The following is a 19,281-nucleotide window of genomic DNA, read 5'->3' as shown; positions in this document are numbered from 1 at the left end:
GTGGGAGCCGATTGTCACGGTTCTGCGACAGGCCCCGAACCCCCGGGCGGACGTCCCCGGCGGGGGAGGGGCCCGGTCTCCTTCGGCAGCCGCCCCGCGTCGGCCAGTGCCTTGCGCAGGAGGAACTCGATCTGCGCGTTCGCCGAGCGCAGCTCGTCCCCGGCCCACCGGGCGAGCGCCTCGTACACCGACGGGTCCAGCCGCAGCAGCACCTGCTTGCGCTGCTGCGGCCGACGCTGAGGGGCCGAGCCCTCGGAGGGATCCGTCACTGGTAGAGCGTCCCCGTGTTGAGGACCGGCTGCGGAGCCCGGTCGCCGCACAGCACCACCATCAGGTTGGACACCATCGCCGCCTTCCGTTCGTCGTCCAGCTCCACGATGCCCCGCTCGGAGATCCGGGCGAGCGCCGCCTCGACCATGCCCACCGCGCCGTCCACGATTTCCCGCCGGGCAGCGACGACCGCCCCGGCCTGCTGTCGCTGGAGCATCGCCGAGGCGATCTCGGGGGCGTAGGCGAGGTGGGTGAAGCGGGACTCGATGATGGAGACGCCGGCCGCCTCCACGCGCGCGTGCAGTTCGACGGCGAGCTTCTCGGTGATCTCCTCGGCGTTGCCGCGCAGCGAGAGGCCGTCCTCGTCATGGGCGTCGTACGGGTACTCGATGGCGATGTGCCGGACGGCCGCCTCGGTCTGGGTGGAGACGAACTCCAGGAAGTCGTCCACCTCGAAGGTGGCCTGCGCGGTGTCCTCGACCCGCCACACCACGACCGCGGCGAGCTCGATCGGGTTGCCGTAGGCGTCGTTGACCTTGAGGACCGCGGTCTCGTGGTTGCGGACCCGGGTCGAGATCTTCTCGCGGGAGGTGAACGGGTTCACCCAGCGCAGCCCGTCCTCGCGGATCGTCCCCCGGTAGCGACCGAAGAGCTGGACCACCCGGGCCTCGCCCGGCGCCACCGTGTTCAGACCGCACATCGCGATGAAGGCGGCGAGGGCGATCACGACGCCGACGACTATCAGAGCGGCCTTGACGCCGCCCGCGGCTTCCGCCGAGGCGCCCACGACCAGTCCGATGCCGAGCAGCAGGCCGACCAGGCCCAGCAGCAGCGCGAGCGCGCCGCCGATGCTGTGGGCGGCGAACTCGCGCACCCGTGGATCAGGCATGCGGGGCACGTCGGAGGTGGGTGTGGAGTCGTGTGTGGAGTCGTGTGTGGACATGGGGTCCCCCCGTTTTCTAGCTTCGTTCTATCTAAGTGATATCACTTTACCCCGTCACGGCAACCCTGACCCCCTCTCAGTGGTCAGGTTCCATGGACTCGGGTGCTGATTCTCACGTCCGTAAAAGACCGGATCGAGGGCCCTTTGTCACAGAGAGCGGTGTTAGCTTTCTGAGCTGACTTGGGCCAGCAACCTGTGTGACAGCCGAGAACGAAGCGGAGCGAGCGGACTCATGGGACGAGCGGAAGAGAGACGAGCGCGGCAGCGCGGTGGTCGCCGCGCGGCGCCCAAAAGCCGCCACTCGTCGGCCGCCGCGGGCGTCAAGCCCAAGAAGAGCGGCATACGCAGGCTGTTCACCTGGAAGAAGATCCTCGGCACCTTCTTCGGCCTGTGCCTGCTCGGCATCGGCGCGTTCATAGCGCTGTACATGATGGTCGACATACCCAAGGGCAACGCGGCCGCTCAGCAGCAGAGCAACGTCTACGAGTACAGCGACGGCACGATCCTGGCCCGCGTCGGCGAGACCAACCGCGAGATCGTGGAGCTCAGTGAGGTCCCCAAGCCCGTCCAGTACACCTTCGTCGCGGCGGAGAACAAGACCTTCTACACGGACGCCGGCGTCGACCTCAAGGGCACCGCTCGCGGCCTGCTCAACACGCTGTCCGGCAAGGGCAAGCAGGGTGGCTCGACGATCACCCAGCAGTACGTCAAGAACTACTACCTCAACCAGGACCAGACCGTCACGCGCAAGCTGAAGGAACTGGTCATCTCGTTGAAGGTGGACCGCACGACGTCCAAGGACGACATCCTCGCGGGCTACATCAACACCAGCTACTACGGCCGCAGCGCCTACGGCATCCAGGCCGCCGCCCAGGCCTACTACCGCGTCGACGCCAAGGAACTCAGCGTCGCGCAGGGCGCCTACCTCGCCGCGCTGCTCCAGGCGCCGAGCCAGTACGACTGGCAGGCCGCGACCGACACCGGCAAGGCACTGGTGAAGGAGCGCTGGAACTACGTCCTGAACAACATGGTCGAGGAGGGCTGGCTCACCAAGGCCAAGCGCGACGCCATGGAGTTCCCGGTGCCGAAGGAGCCGAAGGGCGCCCCCGGCCTGGACGGCCAGAAGGGCTACCTCGTCGACCTCGCCAACCGGCAGCTCGAGGACCAGCTCATGAAGGAGCAGGGCATCTCGCGGGACGAGGCCGAGGCGCAGGTCGAGAACCAGGGCTGGACCATCACCCTGAACATCGACAAGAAGAAGCAGGCCGAGCTGGAGCAGGCGGCCAAGACCCAGCTGACCAGCAAGCTTGACCCCGACAAGCGGTCGGTCGACAAGAACATCCAGGCCGGCGCGGTCTCCGTGGACCCCAAGACGGGCAAGGTCGTCGCCCTCTACGGCGGCGTCGACTACTACAAGCACTTCCGCAGCAACGCGACCCGCGCCGACTACCAGCCCGCGTCGACCTTCAAGCCGGTGATCCTCGCCGCCGCGCTGGAGGAGAACGCGAAGACGCAGGACGACAAGCCGATCACCGCGAGCACCATCTACGACGGCACCAGCAAGCGGCCGGTCGTGGACAACGGCACCAAGGTCGGGTTCGCCCCCGAGAACGAGGACGACCAGGACTACGGCGACGTCACGGTCCAGACCGCGATGAACAAGTCCATCAACTCCGTCTTCGCGCAACTCGGTGTCGACGTCGGCATGGACAACGTCCTCGAGGTGGCCGGCAAGCTCGGCATGGACACCACCGACCTCAAGGCGGTCCCCGCGCAGACCCTCGGCACCATGGGGGCCAGCCCGCTGCAGATGGCCGGCGTCTACGCCACCCTCGACAACCACGGCAAGAAGGTCACGCCGACCATCCTCAAGTCGGCCGAGCACAACACCCGCACGGTGGAACTGCCCGACCCGATCGGCGACCAGGTGCTCAGCCGCGAGACCGCCGACACGGTCACCTCGGTCCTGACCGGCGTGGTCGACGACGGTACGGCCCGCACCTCGGTCCGCGACAACTCCGAGCGCGACGGCCAGCAGGTCGCCGGCAAGACGGGTACCTCCGACGACAACAAGTCGGCCTGGTTCACCGGCTACACGCCCGACCTGGTCACCTCGGTCGGCCTGTTCGGCGAGGACGCGAAGACCGGCGCGCAGACCAAGATGTACGGCGCGGGCGGCGAGGAACGGGTCAACGGCGGCGGCTTCCCGGCGCAGATCTGGGCGGCGTACACCTTCGGCGTCTCGGCCAAGAACTCCAAGTTCGACCTGGACACCGACCAGGGCGCGGCGGTCCAGCCGACCAAGTCGGCGACCCCGAGCCGGACTCCCAGCCGGACCCCGACGCAGGAGCCGACCACGGAGCCCCCGACGACGGAGCCCGAGACCTCGGAACCGGCGACGACCGAACCGCCGACCCAGACCCCGACGACGACGCCGCCGACGACGACCAGACCCCCGGCCACGCCGACGACTTCGCCCCCGGCGGATGGAACCACCCCGGAGGACCCGCTGGACCCGCGGGAAGACGACACCCTGTAGCAACGTCAAGGGCGCCCGGTACGCACCGGGCGCCCTTGACGTCCCTAAGGGGCGCGGGGCTGTGACATGTGCGGCTCCGCCGCGTGGGCGCGACAAGCCACAACGGACCCGCAGCCGCCCGACAACCCAAACCCCCGCGGCGGCCCGCAAAAACCGCGCCGACCGCCGGAGGCCTCAGTTGCTGTTCAGCTCGAACCAGACGACCTTCCCGGTGCTCAGCCGTGTCGCCCCCCACCGCCGGGCCAGCCGGTTCACCAGATACAGCCCGCGCCCGCCCTCGTCCGTGGCGCGAGCCTGCCGCAGCCGGGGCAGTTGCGGAACGTCGTCCCCCACCTCGCAGCGCAGTACGTCCGTCCGCAGCAGCCGGAGCGTGATCGGCCGGGTCGCATAGCGCACGGCGTTCGTCACGACCTCGCTGACCAGCAGCTCCACGGAGTCGGTGATCTCCTCCATGCCCCAGCGGGCGAGCGCCCGCCGGGCCAGCCGCCGGGCCCGGCCGGGGGCCGCGTCCTCCGGCTCCAGGAACCAGTACGCCACGTCGCTCGGCGCGATCCCGTCGAAACGGGCGGCGAGCAGGGCGATGTCGTCGTCCCGGTCGCCGGGGCCGAGCATGTCGAGCACCTCGTCGCACAGCGCTTCGAGGGGCGGCGGATGATCGGGTCCGGTCAGCTGCGCGGTGGCGGCGAGCTTCTCGCGCAGCTGCTCTATCCCGGTCCACACGTCCCGCAGACGCGACTCGACGAGCCCGTCCGTGTAGAGGAGCAGGGTCGCTCCGGCCGGTGCGTCCAGCTCCACGGCCTCGAAGTCGACGCCGCCGACACCGATCGGCGCGCCCGGCGGCACCCGCAGTACCTCGGCGCGGCCGCCCAGGTGCAGCAGGACCGGCGGGGGATGGCCGGCGTTGGCGATGGTGATGCGGTGCGAGACCGGGTCGTAGACGGCGTACAGGCAGGTCGCCATGCGGTCGGTGCCGAGCCGTTGGGCCTGTTCGTCGAGGTGGTGCAGGACCTCCTGCGGCGGCAGGTCGAGCCCGGCGAGGGTCTGCGCGGTGGTCCGCAGCTGGCCCATGATCGCGGCGGACGTCATGGAGTGGCCCATGACGTCGCCCACCACCAGCGCCACGCGGCTGCCCGGCAGCGGGATCGCGTCGTACCAGTCGCCGCCGACCCGGGCGGTCTCGGCCGCCGGGAGGTAGCGGGACGCCAGCCGCACGCCCGTGGGCCGCGGCAGCGTCTCCGGCAGCATGGTGCGCTGCAACTCGTCGGCGATGTACGCCTCACGGCCGTACAGCACCGCCTTGTCGATGCCGAGCGCGCTGTGCGTGGCGAGCTGGGCGGCGACCAGCAGGTCGTCCGGCTCGAAGGCGATGCGCTCGGGGCGGCGCAGGAACAGCGCGGCCCCGATCACCCGGCGCCGGCCGCGCAGCGGGGCGAGGATCGCCCGCTGTCCGGCGGGTACGGTGAACTCGCCGCCCTCGCCGAGGAGTTCGGTCAGTGCGGCGCGTACGTCCGAGGTGTCCGTGAACACGGGACGCACCCCGCGCAGCACCTCGGCGAGCGCGCTGCCGGGCCGTACCTCGCACAGCTCCGTGCCGATCGTGTCCAGCTCGGGCTGGTCCGGCACCGGCACCGGCAGGATTCCGTCCTCCAGGTCCCGCTCCTGCGGGATCCGGTCGGTCCGGCGCAGCCGCAGCACCAGGGGCCCGGTAGGCCGCTCGTCGCCGACCGGCAGCGGGTCGCGCAGATAGACGAGGATCGCGTCGGAGAAGGTCGGCACCGTCGCCCGGCACAGCCCCATCACGATCTCGTCGAGGTCGATGCCGCGGGCGATCCGCCGGGTCGCGGCGCCCACGAACCGCAGCCGGTCCCCGTCCCGGCGCATCGGCGTGGGCCGGCCGGGCGGCAGCCCCTGCCCGGTACGGCGCTCCTGGCTCTTGGCGCTCTCGGTGCCCGGCTGGGCCGGGATCGCCTCGGGCACCGGCCGGGGACGGTGCGTGTCCGGCTCGGCGGAGACGGCGGGCTGGGAGTGCTCGGGGTCGGTACCTACGGCTCTGGTGTCCTTACCGCTCGAAGTCGTCGTGCCGGGACCGGCGGGCGGCGTCTCGCCGGCGCGCGCCTGTGCCGGTAAGGCGCCCGCGCCGGGCGCGTGCGACGGCGTGTCCGAGCCGTGCTCGGCACTGTGCGGGTGCGGCGGCGCCGAGGTACGCAGGAGCGCCCCGCGGGGATCCGCGGGGTCGGCGCCCGTCTGGGGCCGTTCGAAGGAGGTCGGCTGCTCCGTCACGCGTGTCGAATCCGTCCGTCCGGCGCTGCGTACCGCGCGTGCAGTTGGTCCCGCCGAAAACCCGATACCCGGAATACATGTCCCAGGAACGGATTTCCGGCGTGGCCAGAGGCTGTTTCTGTGCCACCGGCGGGGGCGTTGCCGTCCACACCGGTGTTGCCCTCGTACCTCTCGCTCACGTCCTGCCGCCCCTCGGTGACGATCGGTCAAGCCCAGCGCGTGCTCCGGAAGTTGTCACTGCGCCCTTGCGGAGGACGATCCTACGTTTGTTGCCCCGGGGCGCATCAAGGGTCTCATGAGGACATGTGCGCGGGCGTACGATCCCAGTCCTCCGGCAGGGCAGGGACACTCCAGGACGGATCGGGACGCCAGTGCTGCCAACCGTCCGAGAACGGCGGCCCCCAGGCCTGGATCACCTCCACGGCGGACCGCCCCGCCTCCCGTACTAGTTCGGCCAGTTGAGCATCCATCAGCCCGTCCCGCTGGGCCTGCGCGAACTCGTCCTCGTCCCGCCAGTGCCAACTTCGGTCGGGATGTACGGAGATGTCCAGGAAGTGATCCTCGGAGTCGACCCCGCCGTCCCAACGCGTCAGCGGCTCCTCCAGGTTCACGTACCAGTTCTTGAACCGCCAGCCCGGATCCCAGAAAAGCCAGACCGACCAGGGTTCACCGGGTCGCGCCAGCTTCAGCACGCCCGTCCCGAACCACCGGTCGCGCTGCACGGTCCGCGGCTTGGTGTAGCGGCTCTCCAACGGCTCGACGTGCACCGGCGTACCGTCCGCGAGCACCGGCCGCACACACTCGGTGCCCGCCGCCATCCACACCGCGAGCACCTCGCTGTCGTCCCGTACGACGGTGACGGGACGCGCGATGTGGAAGCGCGCGCCGCCGTTCTCCCGGTAACGCCACAGGATCTGACTCCCGGGCGCCCAGAACACCGCCGACCCGCCCGCGTCCGCTTCGGCTCTCACCGCTCCACCGTCTGCCATGCACAGATATTAGGTGCCGCAGGCATACGACGCTGCGGCGCGCGTCACGGTTCACGCGCCGGGCGCCAGGCGTGCCCGATCGGTTACGGACGCGTCATCCGCAGGACATCCAAGGCCTCGTCCAGCTGCTGTTCGGTGAGGTTCCCGCGCTCCACGTACCCGCCCTCGACGACGACCTGACGGATGGTCTTCCGCTCCGCCAGCGCCTTCTTGGCGACCTTCGCGGCCTCCTCGTACCCGATGTACTTGTTGAGCGGGGTCACCACGGACGGCGACGACTCGGCGTACTCCCGCGCCCGCTCCCGGTGGGCGACGATCCCGTCGACGGTCCGGTCGGCGAGCAGCCGCGAGACGTTGGCGAGCAGCCGAACGGACTCCAGCACGTTCTTCGCGATGACCGGCAGCATCACGTTGAGCTCGAAGTTGCCGGCGGCCCCGGCGGTGGCGACGGTCGCGTCATTGCCGATGACCTGGGCGGAGACCATGAGCACGGCCTCCGGGATCACCGGGTTGACCTTGCCGGGCATGATCGACGACCCCGGCTGGAGATCGGGCAGCGAGATCTCCGCCAGCCCGGTGCGCGGCCCGGAGGCCATCCACCGCAGGTCATTGGCGATCTTCGTGAGCGACACGGCGACGGTCCGCAGCTGCCCGCTCGTCTCGACGATCCCGTCCCGGGCCCCCTGCGCCTCGAAGTGGTCGCGGGCCTCGGTGAGCGGCAGCCCGGTGGTACGGGCGACTTCCTCGATGACGGCGGCGGAGAACCCGGGGGGCGTGTTGATCCCCGTCCCGACGGCGGTCCCCCCGAGGGGCAGCTCGGCAAGCCGCGGGAGGGAGGCCCGGAGCCGCTCGACGCCGTACCGCACCTGCGCCGCGTACCCCCCGAACTCCTGCCCCAGCGTTACCGGCGTGGCGTCCATGAGATGCGTCCGCCCCGACTTCACGACATCGGCGAACTCCTCGGACTTACGGGCGAGGGAGTCGGCGAGGTGCTCCAGCGCCGGGACGAGATCCCGGGTGACGGCGGCGGTGGCGGCGATGTGAATGGACGACGGGAACACGTCGTTGGACGACTGGGACGCGTTGACGTGGTCGTTGGGATGCACGTCCCGCCCGAGCCGCTCGGTCGCGAGCGTGGCGATGACCTCGTTGGTGTTCATGTTGGACGACGTACCGGACCCGGTCTGAAACACGTCCACCGGGAAGTGCGCGTCCCAGCGCCCTTCGGCGACCTCGTCCGCAGCCTCCTGGATTGCGGTCGCGACGTCCTTGTCGAGCACCCCCAACTCGGCGTTCACCTTGGCGGCGGCCGCCTTGATCCGGGCGAGGGCCTCGATATGGGCGCGTTCCAGATGCTGCCCGGAGATCGGGAAGTTCTCGACGGCGCGCTGCGTCTGGGCCCGCCACTTCGCGTCCGCGGGGACGTGGACCTCGCCCATGGAGTCGTGCTCGATGCGGTAGTCGCTCATGCCGGATACAGCGACCGGAAGGCCCCGGATGTTCCGCAGCCCCCCAAGGTTCCACCATTCCGCCGCACCCCCACCGACACCCGGGCCCGCACCGGACACGACCGCGAGAGCCGGACCATCCGGCGACACCCTTGCCCTGCGGACCGCGGGGGAGGCCGAGGGGGCGAGGGGGAGGCTGAAGGGGCCGCGGGGGACAGCTGCCTCAGGGGGTGCCGAGGCGGAGCGCCGGCGGGGTGCGGGGCGCTGCCTCAGCGGGTGTGGAGGCGGAGCCTCGGGGCGGGTTGTGGCGGCACAGCCGCAAGGGCGTGAAGGTCGTCGCCCTAGCGAGTTGCGGCGGCCGAACCAGGGTGGAGGCGCGGCACCAGCGGATTGCAAGACGCTGCCTCAGCGGGTGCGGAGGCGGAGCGCCAGGGCGGGGTGTTGAGGCGGCAGCCGCAGGGGAGTGTGGCGGCGGAGCCCCAGCGGGCTGCGAGACGCGGAGGCCGAGCCGCCGGCGGGGTGCAGGGGACGTAGTCCCCGGCGGGGTTGAAGGGGCGGAGCCCCTGGAGGATGGGACGGGTAGGGGCGGCGGGGGCGAAATCCGTTCCCGGCCGCCGCCCCGCAGGCACTACGCGAGCCCGGGCCCCCGCACCGGAATCGACGTGAACGTCGGCGCGGGCGCCGGGTCCTGGAAGAAGTCGTTGCCCTTGTCGTCCACGACGATGAACGCCGGGAAGTCCTCGACCTCGATCTTCCAGACGGCCTCCATGCCGAGCTCCTCGTACTCGACGACCTCGACCTTCTTGATGCAGTCCTGGGCGAGGCGGGCGGCGGGGCCGCCGATGGAACCGAGGTAGAAGCCGCCGTGCGCGTCGCACGCCTTGGTGACCTGCGCCGACCGATTGCCCTTCGCCAGCATCACCTTGGAGCCGCCCGCCGCCTGGAACTGCTCGACGTAGGAGTCCATGCGGCCGGCCGTCGTCGGGCCGAAGGAACCGGACGCGTAGCCCTCCGGGGTCTTGGCGGGGCCCGCGTAGTACACCGGGTGGTCCTTCAGGTACTGCGGCATCTCCTCGCCCGCGTCCAGCCGCTCCTTGATCTTGGCGTGGGCGATGTCACGCGCCACGACCAGCGGGCCGGTCAGCGACAGGCGGGTCTTCACCGGGTACTTGGTCAGCTCGGCGAGGATGTCGTCCATCGGCTGGTTGAGGTCGATCTTGACGACGTCGCTCTCTTCGAGGTGCTCGTCCGTCGTCTCCGGCAGGAAGCGCGCCGGGTCGGTCTCCAACTGCTCCAGGAAGACGCCCTCGGCGGTGATCTTCGCCACGGCCTGGCGGTCGGCCGAGCACGAGACGGCGATCGCGACGGGGCAGGACGCGCCGTGGCGGGGGAGGCGGACCACGCGCACGTCGTGGCAGAAGTACTTGCCGCCGAACTGCGCCCCGATCCCGATCTTCTGCGTCAGCTCGAAGACCTTCTCCTCCAGCTCCTTGTCCCGGAAGCCGTGGCCCAGCTCAGAGCCCTCGGCGGGGATCTCGTCCAGGTAGTGCGCGGAGGCGTACTTCGCGGTCTTCAGCGCGTACTCGGCGCTCGTACCACCGACCACGATCGCCAGGTGGTACGGCGGACAGGCGGCCGTACCCAGCGAACGGATCTTCTCCTCCAGGAACTTCATCATGGAGGCCTCGTTCAGGACGGCCTTCGTCTCCTGGTAGAGGAAGGACTTGTTGGCGGAGCCGCCGCCCTTCGCCATGAAGAGGAACTTGTAGGCGCCGCCGTCGGTGGCGTACAGCTCGATCTGCGCCGGCAGGTTCGAGCCGGTGTTCTTCTCCTCCCACATGGTGAGAGGGGCCATCTGCGAGTAGCGCAGGTTCAGGTTCAGGTAGGCGTCGTAGATGCCGCGCGAGAGGGCGGCCTCGTCGCCGCCCTCCGTGAGCACGTTCTGCCCGCGCTTGCCCATGACGATCGCCGTACCGGTGTCCTGGCACATCGGCAGCACGCCCGCGGCCGCGATGTTCGCGTTCTTCAGCAGGTCGAGGGCCACGAACTTGTCGTTGCTCGAAGCCTCGGGGTCGTCGATGATCCGGCGCAGCTGGGCCAGGTGGGCCGGGCGCAGATAGTGCTGGATGTCATGGATGGCCTCCTCGGCGAGCTTGCGCAGCGCCTGGGGCTCGACCTTGAGGAACGTCCGCCCGTCGGCCTCGAAAGTGGAGACACCCTCGGAGGTCACCAGCCGGTACGGGGTGGTGTCCTCTCCCATAGGGAGCAGATCGGTGTACGCGAACTCAGGCATCTCGCCCATTCCTCACTCGACAGACGGCCGCTGGCCTCCATTGGCAGCGCCCACCAGCGTAGAACCTGCCACCGACAGCACTCTTGTGAGGTAATCCTCAGTTGGCTCGATCCAGCCGGATCGAGCCGGGTCAAGGTTGTCCACAGCCCTAGTCGCGATCTATCGCGTTTGGGTACGCTGCTGCCGTGGACCTTCAGAAGCACACCGAACCGCAGCCGCAGTCCCCCGCCGGACTGCGCGCCTCGGACGCCGACCGCGACCGGATCGCCGACATACTGCGCGAGGCCCTCGCCGAGGGCCGCCTCACCGCCGACGAGCACGCGGAGCGCGTCGAGGGGGTGCTGAACGCCAAGACGGTGGGCGAACTGGAGGTCTTCATACGGGACCTGCCGGCCGCCCACGAGCGCCGGGCCGCCCCTGTCTACAACCCGGCCCCCAACCGCCCCACCGACGCCATCCCGCACGACCCGGACGACAACGTGGTCGCGGTCTTCAGCAGCGCCGTCCGCAAGGGCCGCTGGCGAGCGGGCCGCCGTATCCACGCGTACGCCGTCTTCGGCAGCGTGGAGATCGATCTCAGCGAGGCGATCTTCGAGTACCGGCAGGTCGTCATCAAGGCGGTCTCGGTCTTCGGCAACGTCGAGGTCCGCGTCCCGGAGAACGTGTCGCTGCGCGGCACCGGCGGCGGCGTCCTCGGCAACTTCGAGGTGGACACGCTCGATTCGGCCGACCCCGAGGCCCCCGTGGTCTACGTGGACGGCTGGGCCGTGCTCGGCAACATCGAGGGCAAGCCCAAGCGCGGCAAGCTCGTCGCGGACATCCTCGACCGCGTGCACCGCAAGGTCGACAAGAGTTTGCGCAAGCACCTGGATCATTGACGGTTGTGAATTCGACCGGGATGCGAAGCGGATGGGAGGGGAAGGGATCATCGCCTGTCGCGCCCGAAGCGCGCACATCCCCACGGAATCCAGCGGTTCGGAACTCAGTGCATAGGCGCGCGCACAGCGGGTAGGCCTTGCTGCATCGTCGCTCGCTCGCGAAGCCGTCGTCAGGAGTAGACCGTGCTGCAACCGCCGCATTCGTCCCTGCAGGTAGCTGCCGTTCCGGCCCAGCGGGTGCCAGTGCGGGACAGGGACCAAGACGCACCCTGGCACACCGAGGCGGTGTGCCGGCGCGACGAGGCCGGCCTGTTCTTCGCACCGTCCAAAGAGCCCACCGCCGCCCGGCTCTCCCGCGAGCAGGCCGCGAAACGCGTCTGTTCGGGCTGCCCCGTCATGGTCGAGTGCCGCGAGCACGCGCTCCTGCAACCGGAACCGTACGGCGTCTGGGGCGGACTGACCGCCGCCGAACGCCGAGTGGTCCTGGCGAGGCGCCGCCGCCGCGACCTGGAGCTGAAAAAGGCCGCGAGGTCGGCGGAGCACATAGCCGCAGCGGGCTGACCGGCCCGCCCGACATACGCCGATGGGGCGCCCCCACCGCACCGGGGGCGCCCCATCGACGCTGGTCGGACGTGCTCACTTGGCCCGGACGTGCTTACTTCGCCCGGACGTGCCTACTTGGCCCGGTCGAAGTCGATCGCGCTGTAGGCCCGCAGCTTGCTCAGCCGGTGCTCCGAGTCGATCCGACGCACCGTCCCGGACTTCGACCGCATCACGATCGAGTCGGTGGTCGCGGTCTCCGACCGGTACCGCACGCCCCGCAGCAGCTCGCCGTCGGTGATGCCCGTCGCCACGAAGAACACGTTCTCGCCGGACACCAGGTCGTCGGTCGTCAGCACCCGGTCCAGATCGTGTCCCGCGTCGATGGCCCGCTGCCGCTCCTCGTCGTCCTTCGGCCACAGCTTGCCCTGGATCGTGCCGCCCAGACACTTCACGGCACAGGCCGAGATGATGCCCTCCGGCGTGCCGCCGACGCCGAGCAGCAGGTCGACGCCGGTGCCTTCGCGCAGCGCCAGGATCGAGCCGGCCACGTCGCCGTCGGAGATCAGCCTGATGCGCGCGCCGGTCTCGCGGACCTCCTCGATGAGGCCCGCGTGCCGCGGCCGGTCCAGGATGACGACGGTGACGTCCTCGGGCGTGGACCGCTTGGCCTTGGCGACCCGGCGGATGTTCACGGACACGGGCGCGTTGATGTCGACGAAGTCGGCGGCCTCGGGCCCGGTGACCAGTTTGTCCATGTAGAAGACGGCGGACGGGTCGAACATCGACCCGCGGTCGGCGGCGGCCAGCACCGCGATCGCGTTCGTCATGCCCTTCGCGGTCAGCGTGGTGCCGTCGATCGGGTCGACGGCGATGTCGCACTCGGGCCCGGTCCCGTCGCCGACGCGCTCCCCGTTGAAGAGCATCGGGGCTTCGTCCTTCTCGCCCTCCCCGATGACGACGACGCCGTTCATCGAGACGGTGGAGACAAGGGTCCGCATGGCCCGAACCGCGGCACCGTCGGCGCCGTTCTTGTCGCCGCGCCCGACCCAGCGGCCCGCGGCCATCGCCGCGGCTTCGGTCACCCGTACGAGTTCCAGGGCGAGGTTGCGGTCGGGAGCCTCGGAGGGAACCTCGAGCTCGGACGGCAGATGATGATGCTCGGTCATCGGAGCGCACCTTTCTGATACGGCGACGGCCGGATGAGGGTATGGGCCCGACTCTATCGTTAGGCAGACAAAATGAGCAGGGGGCCCCACGGATGAGCGGACCAGGGCACCTGCGACGATAGGGACGTGGCAGGTTCGAACGGTAAGCAGAAGACGGTCCGGGACATGATCCTCTCCTTGGGTCTGATCGGGCTCATGGCGGGTGTCATCTACCTCTTCATCCCACATGACGACTCCGCTCCGGAGATCAAGACGGTCGACTACCGCGTCGAGCTGCTCACGGCGCGCCGCGCGGCCTCCTACCCGGTGGCCGCGCCCGAGGGCCTCTCCTCCGACTGGAAGGCCACCTCCGTCCGATTCCAGGGCGACAACTTCGACGCCTGGCACCTGGGCTTCCATGCGCCCGACGGGGAGTACGTCCAGGTCGAGCAGTCGACTCAGAAGCCGTCGACGTTCATCGACGAGGCCAGCCAGGGCGCCGAGGCGACGAAGACCACCCAGGAGATCGACGGCCGCACCTGGACGCGCTACACGGGCGGCCGGTACGACGCGCTCGTGCACCAGGGCGACGGCGTGACGACGGTGGTGGCGGGCACCGGCACGATCGGCCGGCTGGCGGAGATGGCCGGGGCCCTGAAGATGGCGTGAGCCCCCGAGAACGCGAAGAAGGCCCCCGGCATCGCAGCCGGGGGCCTTCTTTCATGGAGCTATGGAGCTATGGCGCCGTGGAGCTATGGCGCCGTGGAGCTGAGGTTCTGTGGATCCGAACCGGTCAGACGGTGGTGACGACCTCGTCGTACGCCAGACGCGGGGAGCGCGGGAACCAGGCGTCCTCGCCCGGGGTGCCGATGTTGACGACCATCAGCGGGGTGTGGTCGTCGTCCAGGAACTCCTTGCGGACACCCTCGAAGTCCAGACCGGTCATCGGACCGGCGGCGAGGCCCGCGGCGCGGACGCCGATGATGAAGTACGCGGCCTGCAGGGCGGCGTTCAGCGTGGCGGCACCCTCACGGGCGGAGCGCTCGGCGAAGAAGACGTCCTTGGCCTGCGGGAAGTGCGGGAAGAGCTCCGGCAGCTCCTCGTGGAACTCGTTGTCCGCGGCGAGGATCGCGACCAGCGGGGCGGTGGCGGTCTTCGGCTGGTTGCCCTCGGCCATGTGCTGGACCAGGCGCTCGCGGGCCTCGGCGGAGCGGACCAGGGTGACGCGCAGCGGGGACTGGTTGAAAGCGGTCGGACCGTACTTGACCAGGTCGTAGATCGCCTGTACCTGCTCGTCGGTCACCGGCTCGTCGGTGAAGGTGTTCGCGGTGCGGGCCTCACGGAACAGGAGGTCCTGGGCGGCGGGGTCAAGAACGAGTGACATGCGTGAACCTTCTCGGGGACGTACGTCGGATCCGGAGAAACCGGACCGGCTGACGTCTTCGACCGTACGCCAGTGAAGTTCAACCTTCAACAAAAACCGGACCGTGGTGATCCGCCTCACAGGTTCGTCTCACAGGTTCGGATGCCGGGCGCTACTCGGCGGCCTCGGCCTCTCCCCGGTCCGCCTGCTCTTCCTCCTCCGCGAGGGCCGCGTTCAGTCGCGCCCGCGCCCCCTCCAGCCAGCGCCGGCACACCTTCGCCAGTTCCTCGCCCCGCTCCCAGAGCGCCAGGGACTCCTCCAGCGTCGTACCGCCCGCCTCCAGCCGCCGTACGACGTCGATCAGCTCGTCCCGCGCCTGCTCGTACCCGAGCGCCTCATCCGTCTTGCTGCTCATTCGCCCACCCTATGCATCGACTCGAACCACGAACTCACCCTCGGCGACCCGCGCGCGCAGGACCTCGTTCCCCGTGACTTCGTCCGGGTCCCGGACGACGTGCCCGTCGGTCTTCTGCAGCACGGCGTACCCCCGCTTGAGGGTGGCGGCGGGGGAGAGGCCCACCACGCGTGCGTGCGTGTGCGTCAGCTCGGAGTCGGCGCGGTCGAGGTGATGTCCGAGGGTGCGCCGGCCGCGGTCGAGCAGGGACGCGACATGGTCGGCCCGTTCGTCGATCATCCGGTGCGGATCCTCTATCACCGGCCGGGCGAGCGCCTGGGCGAGCCCGCGTTCCTCCCGGTCCACGAACGCCTGCACACACCGCCGGGCGCGGTCCCGCAGCAGCCGTACCCGCTCGTACTCCTCGCCGACGTCCGGTACGACCTTCTTCGCGGCGTCGGTCGGGGTGGAGGCGCGCAGGTCGGCGACGTAGTCGAGGAGCGGCGTGTCGGGTTCGTGCCCGATGGCGGACACGACGGGGGTACGGCATTCCGCGACGGTCCTGATGAGCTGCTCGTCGGAGAAGGGCAGCAGGTCCTCCACGCTGCCGCCCCCGCGCGCGACGACGATCACGTCCACCTCGTCGTTCTCGTCGAGCTCCTTCACGGCCTGGACGACCTGCGGCACGGCGTGCACGCCCTGCACGGCCACGTTGCGCACCTCGAAGCGGACGGCCGGCCAGCGGTGCCGGGCGTTCTCCAGCACGTCCCGCTCCGCGGCGGAGGCCCGCCCGCAGACCAGCCCGACGAGCTGGGGCAGGAAGGGCAGCGGCTTCTTGCGCCCCGGCGCGAACAGTCCCTCGGCGGCGAGGGCCTTCTTCAGCTGCTCGAGCCGCGCGAGCAGCTCGCCGACGCCGACGGGCCTGATCTCGGCGGCCCGCAACGACAGTTGCCCCCGTGGGGCGTACCACTCGGGCTTCGCGAGGACGACGACCCGCGCGCCCTCGCTGACGACATCGGCGACGGAGTCGAACACCTGGCGATAACAGGTGACGCCGACGGAGATGTCGTACGACGGATCACGCAACGTCAGAAACACGACCCCCGCGCCCGGCCGCCGCGACAACTGGGTGATCTGCCCCTCCACCCACACGGCCCCGAGCCGGTCGATCCACCCCCCGATGAGCCGCGAGACCTCACCGACGGGCAGGGGCGTCTCGGGCGACGTGTTGACAGCCATGCCGCGAGGGTAACGGCCCGCTACGACAACGCCCCGTCACTGGGGGCTCCGCCCACCCACCACCCGACTCGGTCTCTTGAACGGTTCACCCTTCGACCCACCGAGTCGGGTGGTGGGTGGGCGAAGGTCCGGGGGTCCAAGGGGCGGAGCCCCCTGGTACGGGGTCGAAGGGGCAGCGCCCCTGGGGATGGGACGGGTAGGGGCGGCGGGGGCGAAACCGTCCGGGTCACCACCCGTCTCACCATCAACCCGACACACACGCGCTCTTTGACCCGCCGTACGCGGCCTTACGATGGGGGGCATGACTGCTTCGCCTGGCCGCCGTGTCCTGCTCGCCGCCCCCCGTGGCTACTGCGCGGGTGTGGACCGCGCCGTGATCGCCGTCGAGAAAGCCCTGGAGCAGTACGGCGCTCCGGTCTACGTCCGGCACGAGATCGTCCACAACAAGTACGTCGTGCAGACCTTGGAGAAGAAGGGCGCCATCTTCGTCGAACAGACGGAAGAGGTGCCTCCGGGCAACATCGTCATGTTCTCCGCGCACGGCGTCGCACCGACCGTCCACGACGAGGCCAAGCAGGGCCGGCTCGCCACCATCGACGCGACCTGCCCGCTGGTCACCAAGGTCCACAAGGAGGCCGTCCGCTTCGCGGGCGAGGACTACGACATCCTCCTGATCGGGCACGAGGGCCACGAGGAGGTCATCGGCACCTCCGGCGAGGCCCCCGAGCACATCCAGCTCGTCGACGGCCCCGAGGACGTCGCCAAGGTCGAGGTCCGTGACGAGTCGAAGGTCGTCTGGCTGTCCCAGACCACCCTCTCCGTCGACGAGACCATGGAGACCGTCGACGCCCTGAAGGAGAAGTTCCCGCAGCTCATCTCCCCGCCCAGCGACGACATCTGCTACGCCACGCAGAACCGTCAGCTCGCGGTGAAGCAGATGGGCGCCGAGGCCGAGCTGGTGATCGTCGTCGGCTCCCGCAACTCCTCCAACTCCAAGCGGCTCGTCGAGGTCGCCAAGCTCGCCGGCTCCCGCGAGGCCTACCTCGTGGACTTCGCCGACGAGATCGAGGAGGCGTGGCTGGAGGGCGTGTCCACGGTCGGCGTCACCTCCGGCGCCTCCGTGCCGGAGATCCTGGTCGAGCAGGTCCTGGAGTGGCTGTCGCAGCGCGGGTTCGAGGACGTCGAGCTGGTCAGGGCGGCGGAGGAGTCCATCGTCTTCTCCCTGCCGAAGGAGCTGCGCCGCGACCTGCGCGAGGAGGCGGCGGCGCTGATGAAGCAGCGTGCCGCAGCCGGTGGCGAAAGTGTGTGAGAGCTGTGTGAGAGCGGCTCGGCCAGGGCGGGAACGTACCTCGGCGGAGTGACTGTCAGTCGTCCGTCGTAACGTAGGGCCATGCAGATCTTCGGCGTGGACATCGGTGGATCCGGGATCAAGGGCGCCCCTGTGGACCTGGACAGGGGAGACCTGGCGGACGAGCGTTACAAGGTGCTGACTCCGCACCCGGCGACCCCGGAAGGAGTGGCCGACGGCGTCAAGCAGGTCGTCGACCACTTCGGCTGGACCGGGCCGGTCGGGCTCACCTTCCCGGGCGTGGTCACCGGCGGCGCCACGATCCGTACGGCGGCGAACGTCGACAAGAGCTGGATCGACAAGGACGCGGGCGCGTTGTTCAGCGGCCGCCTGGGCGGCCTGCCGGTGACGGTGGTCAACGACGCGGACGCGGCGGGCGTCGCGGAGATGAACTTCGGCGCCGGCCAGGGCCGCAAGGGCACCGTCGTCCTCCTCACCTTCGGCACCGGCATCGGCAGCGCCCTCTTCGTCGACGGCGTCCTCGTCCCCAACACCGAGCTGGGTCACCTGGAGCTGCACGGTCACGACGCGGAGAAGCGCGCCTCCAGCAAGGCCAAGGAGGACGAGGAACTGACGTGGGAGCACTGGGCCCACCGCGTCCAGAGGTACCTCGCCCACGTCGAGATGCTGTTCTCGCCGGAACTGTTCATCATCGGCGGCGGCGTCAGCCGTAAGTCCCAGAAGTTCCTGCACTACATCGAGGACATCAAGGCGGAGATCGTCCCGGCGCAGCTGCAGAACAACGCGGGGATCGTGGGGGCGGCGATGCACGCGGTGAAGGGAAGCTAGACCTCGTCGAGGCCGGGCGGCCGGGCGGCCGGGGCCCGGTCAGACGGGCGGTCGGTTTCTGGTGGACCGGCGGTTCATCAGGCGAATCTTCCGCACGGTCGCGATCGAGCCGGCGACCAGCGTGCCCCCGTACAGCCACCCGGCCTGTGTGGCGAGTGCGGTGAAGAGGCCCATCAGGCGACCGCTGATGCCCTGCCCGCTCTCGGCCACGGGGAGGAGCCCCACGGCGAAGGCGATCGGTACGACGATGGGCGCGGTCAGCAGATCGCCCCGCCGGATCCAGACGGCGGTCACGACGCACACCGGCAGGAACAGCACGCCGTACACCGTGAGCGACGCCCCGAACAGCAGCTGGTCCAGGCAGCCGAGCGCGAACATCAGGGCCCCGCAGAACAGCCCGCCGCCGAGCCCGGTGAGCCGGGGGTTGGGCATCCGGCGTACGGCCTGGACGATCGGCGGCGGGCCGGTCGGCCGTACCGCTGCTGCCGACGCCGTCGGCCGCCGCGGCGGCCCGCCTGCCCGCGCCGCCGACGACGAACCGGTTCTGCCGGCCCCGCCGCCGCCCCGAGCCGCCTGCGGAGGCAGGGGCGGCGGCACACCGCGTCGCGTTCCGTCGTGCGGGGTTCGAGTCCTGTGTTGCTCCACTGGACCAACTTAGGTCGGTTTATGTGCCGAATCGGCCCTCAGACACGCCGTCGACCGGACCTTGGCCAAGCGTTCGATACGTCGCCGGGGCGGGTGCGGGCACGCCGTAGACTGGTGGATCGGCCCCCTGGGCCCTGTCGTCACATTCCCGCCTGCCCCGCGGCGCCATTGCACG

Annotated in this window: 17 protein-coding genes; 6 read left to right on the top strand and 11 right to left on the bottom strand. The window is 70.1% G+C overall.

The features are described from left to right. Positions 1-14: 14 nt before the first annotated feature. Entirely contained in the window at positions 15-269 is a 255-nt protein-coding gene (locus OG252_RS19555) for a hypothetical protein (RefSeq protein ID WP_266434282.1), read from the bottom strand. Continuing rightward, positions 266-1,213 carry an SPFH domain-containing protein gene (locus tag OG252_RS19550; RefSeq protein WP_329337546.1) on the bottom strand — a complete coding sequence of 316 codons (948 nt, stop codon included), beginning with the start codon at positions 1,211-1,213 and terminating at the stop codon, positions 266-268. The genes OG252_RS19555 and OG252_RS19550 overlap by 4 nt, the downstream gene beginning before the upstream one ends. 232 nt (positions 1,214-1,445) lie before the next feature. On the opposite strand from OG252_RS19550, the gene OG252_RS19545 reads away from it, so the two are divergent. After that, positions 1,446-3,752, top strand: coding sequence for a transglycosylase domain-containing protein (locus tag OG252_RS19545; RefSeq protein ID WP_329337544.1), 2,307 nt, complete (start codon positions 1,446-1,448; stop codon positions 3,750-3,752). A gap of 174 nt (positions 3,753-3,926) precedes the next feature. Here the strand turns inward: OG252_RS19545 and OG252_RS19540 are convergent, their stop codons facing one another. The 4 genes from OG252_RS19540 to OG252_RS19525 all read right to left on the bottom strand — a co-directional run bounded on the left by OG252_RS19540 (position 3,927) and on the right by OG252_RS19525 (position 10,762). Then, a complete protein-coding gene (locus OG252_RS19540) occupies positions 3,927-6,032 on the bottom strand; it encodes a SpoIIE family protein phosphatase (protein WP_266434272.1) in 2,106 nt (701 codons plus the stop codon). A 293-nt stretch (positions 6,033-6,325) separates the two neighbouring features. Beyond that, entirely contained in the window at positions 6,326-7,021 is a 696-nt protein-coding gene (gene fomD / locus OG252_RS19535; protein WP_266434270.1) for a cytidylyl-2-hydroxypropylphosphonate hydrolase, read from the bottom strand. Positions 7,022-7,104: 83 nt separating this feature from the next. Further along, on the bottom strand, positions 7,105-8,490 hold the full coding sequence (locus tag OG252_RS19530; protein ID WP_266434268.1) for a class II fumarate hydratase: 1,386 nt from the start codon (positions 8,488-8,490) through the stop codon (positions 7,105-7,107). A gap of 607 nt (positions 8,491-9,097) precedes the next feature. Beyond that, entirely contained in the window at positions 9,098-10,762 is a 1,665-nt protein-coding gene (locus tag OG252_RS19525; protein WP_266434266.1) for a fumarate hydratase, read from the bottom strand. 185 nt (positions 10,763-10,947) lie between these two features. Between OG252_RS19525 and OG252_RS19520 the strand changes: the two genes are divergently transcribed. Next, positions 10,948-11,640 carry a DUF1707 SHOCT-like domain-containing protein gene (locus OG252_RS19520; RefSeq protein ID WP_266434264.1) on the top strand — a complete coding sequence of 231 codons (693 nt, stop codon included), beginning with the start codon at positions 10,948-10,950 and terminating at the stop codon, positions 11,638-11,640. A 183-nt stretch (positions 11,641-11,823) separates the two neighbouring features. Then, the gene (locus tag OG252_RS19515; RefSeq protein ID WP_266434262.1) at positions 11,824-12,201 is read left to right on the top strand and encodes a WhiB family transcriptional regulator; all 378 of its coding nucleotides are present in this window, start codon (positions 11,824-11,826) and stop codon (positions 12,199-12,201) included. Positions 12,202-12,314: 113 nt separating this feature from the next. On the opposite strand, the gene glpX is transcribed toward OG252_RS19515, so the two are convergent. Continuing rightward, on the bottom strand, positions 12,315-13,349 hold the full coding sequence (gene glpX / locus OG252_RS19510) for a class II fructose-bisphosphatase (protein WP_266434260.1): 1,035 nt from the start codon (positions 13,347-13,349) through the stop codon (positions 12,315-12,317). A gap of 126 nt (positions 13,350-13,475) precedes the next feature. Here glpX and OG252_RS19505 point away from each other — a divergent pair, with 126 nt between their 5' ends. Continuing rightward, positions 13,476-13,997, top strand: coding sequence for a DUF4245 domain-containing protein (locus OG252_RS19505; protein WP_266434258.1), 522 nt, complete (start codon positions 13,476-13,478; stop codon positions 13,995-13,997). Positions 13,998-14,121: 124 nt separating this feature from the next. On the opposite strand, the gene OG252_RS19500 is transcribed toward OG252_RS19505, so the two are convergent. The 3 genes from OG252_RS19500 to xseA all read right to left on the bottom strand — a co-directional run bounded on the left by OG252_RS19500 (position 14,122) and on the right by xseA (position 16,324). Continuing rightward, complete coding sequence (locus OG252_RS19500; protein WP_266434256.1) at positions 14,122-14,712, bottom strand: malonic semialdehyde reductase; 591 nt, start codon at positions 14,710-14,712, stop codon at positions 14,122-14,124. A 151-nt stretch (positions 14,713-14,863) separates the two neighbouring features. Continuing rightward, entirely contained in the window at positions 14,864-15,106 is a 243-nt protein-coding gene (locus tag OG252_RS19495) for an exodeoxyribonuclease VII small subunit (RefSeq protein WP_329337538.1), read from the bottom strand. A 9-nt stretch (positions 15,107-15,115) separates the two neighbouring features. Then, the gene (gene xseA / locus OG252_RS19490) at positions 15,116-16,324 is read right to left on the bottom strand and encodes an exodeoxyribonuclease VII large subunit (protein ID WP_329337536.1); all 1,209 of its coding nucleotides are present in this window, start codon (positions 16,322-16,324) and stop codon (positions 15,116-15,118) included. Between the two features lie 292 nt (positions 16,325-16,616). Here xseA and OG252_RS19485 point away from each other — a divergent pair, with 292 nt between their 5' ends. Further along, positions 16,617-17,633 (top strand): 4-hydroxy-3-methylbut-2-enyl diphosphate reductase, encoded by a 1,017-nt coding sequence (locus OG252_RS19485; RefSeq protein WP_266434249.1) that lies wholly within the window; start codon positions 16,617-16,619, stop codon positions 17,631-17,633. Between the two features lie 81 nt (positions 17,634-17,714). After that, positions 17,715-18,461 carry a polyphosphate--glucose phosphotransferase gene (gene ppgK / locus OG252_RS19480; RefSeq protein WP_329337534.1) on the top strand — a complete coding sequence of 249 codons (747 nt, stop codon included), beginning with the start codon at positions 17,715-17,717 and terminating at the stop codon, positions 18,459-18,461. 39 nt (positions 18,462-18,500) lie between these two features. On the opposite strand, the gene OG252_RS19475 is transcribed toward ppgK, so the two are convergent. Next, the gene (locus tag OG252_RS19475) at positions 18,501-19,106 is read right to left on the bottom strand and encodes a DUF6542 domain-containing protein (RefSeq protein ID WP_329337532.1); all 606 of its coding nucleotides are present in this window, start codon (positions 19,104-19,106) and stop codon (positions 18,501-18,503) included. Positions 19,107-19,281 lie beyond the last annotated feature (175 nt).

The organism is Streptomyces sp. NBC_01352 (assembly GCF_036237295.1).
Classification (GTDB): Bacteria; Actinomycetota; Actinomycetes; order Streptomycetales; family Streptomycetaceae; genus Streptomyces; species Streptomyces plumbiresistens.
Note: the sequence above shows the minus strand (reverse complement) of the source record. Positions and strands in the feature narration are given on the sequence as shown.

What these genes read in the sequence shown, in the direction of transcription:
- OG252_RS19545 (WP_329337544.1), top strand. Translation starts at nt 1,446, where the DNA reads ATGGGACGAGCGGAAGAGAGACGAGCGCGGCAGCGCGGTGGTCGCCGC.
- glpX (WP_266434260.1), bottom strand. Translation starts at nt 13,349, where the DNA reads ATGACCGAGCATCATCATCTGCCGTCCGAGCTCGAGGTTCCCTCCGAG.
- fomD (WP_266434270.1), bottom strand. Translation starts at nt 7,021, where the DNA reads ATGGCAGACGGTGGAGCGGTGAGAGCCGAAGCGGACGCGGGCGGGTCG.
- OG252_RS19485 (WP_266434249.1), top strand. Translation starts at nt 16,617, where the DNA reads ATGGGGGGCATGACTGCTTCGCCTGGCCGCCGTGTCCTGCTCGCCGCC.
- OG252_RS19500 (WP_266434256.1), bottom strand. Translation starts at nt 14,712, where the DNA reads ATGTCACTCGTTCTTGACCCCGCCGCCCAGGACCTCCTGTTCCGTGAG.
- OG252_RS19550 (WP_329337546.1), bottom strand. Translation starts at nt 1,213, where the DNA reads ATGTCCACACACGACTCCACACACGACTCCACACCCACCTCCGACGTG.
- xseA (WP_329337536.1), bottom strand. Translation starts at nt 16,324, where the DNA reads ATGGCTGTCAACACGTCGCCCGAGACGCCCCTGCCCGTCGGTGAGGTC.
- OG252_RS19530 (WP_266434268.1), bottom strand. Translation starts at nt 8,490, where the DNA reads ATGAGCGACTACCGCATCGAGCACGACTCCATGGGCGAGGTCCACGTC.
- OG252_RS19495 (WP_329337538.1), bottom strand. Translation starts at nt 15,106, where the DNA reads ATGAGCAGCAAGACGGATGAGGCGCTCGGGTACGAGCAGGCGCGGGAC.
- OG252_RS19525 (WP_266434266.1), bottom strand. Translation starts at nt 10,762, where the DNA reads ATGCCTGAGTTCGCGTACACCGATCTGCTCCCTATGGGAGAGGACACC.
- ppgK (WP_329337534.1), top strand. Translation starts at nt 17,715, where the DNA reads ATGCAGATCTTCGGCGTGGACATCGGTGGATCCGGGATCAAGGGCGCC.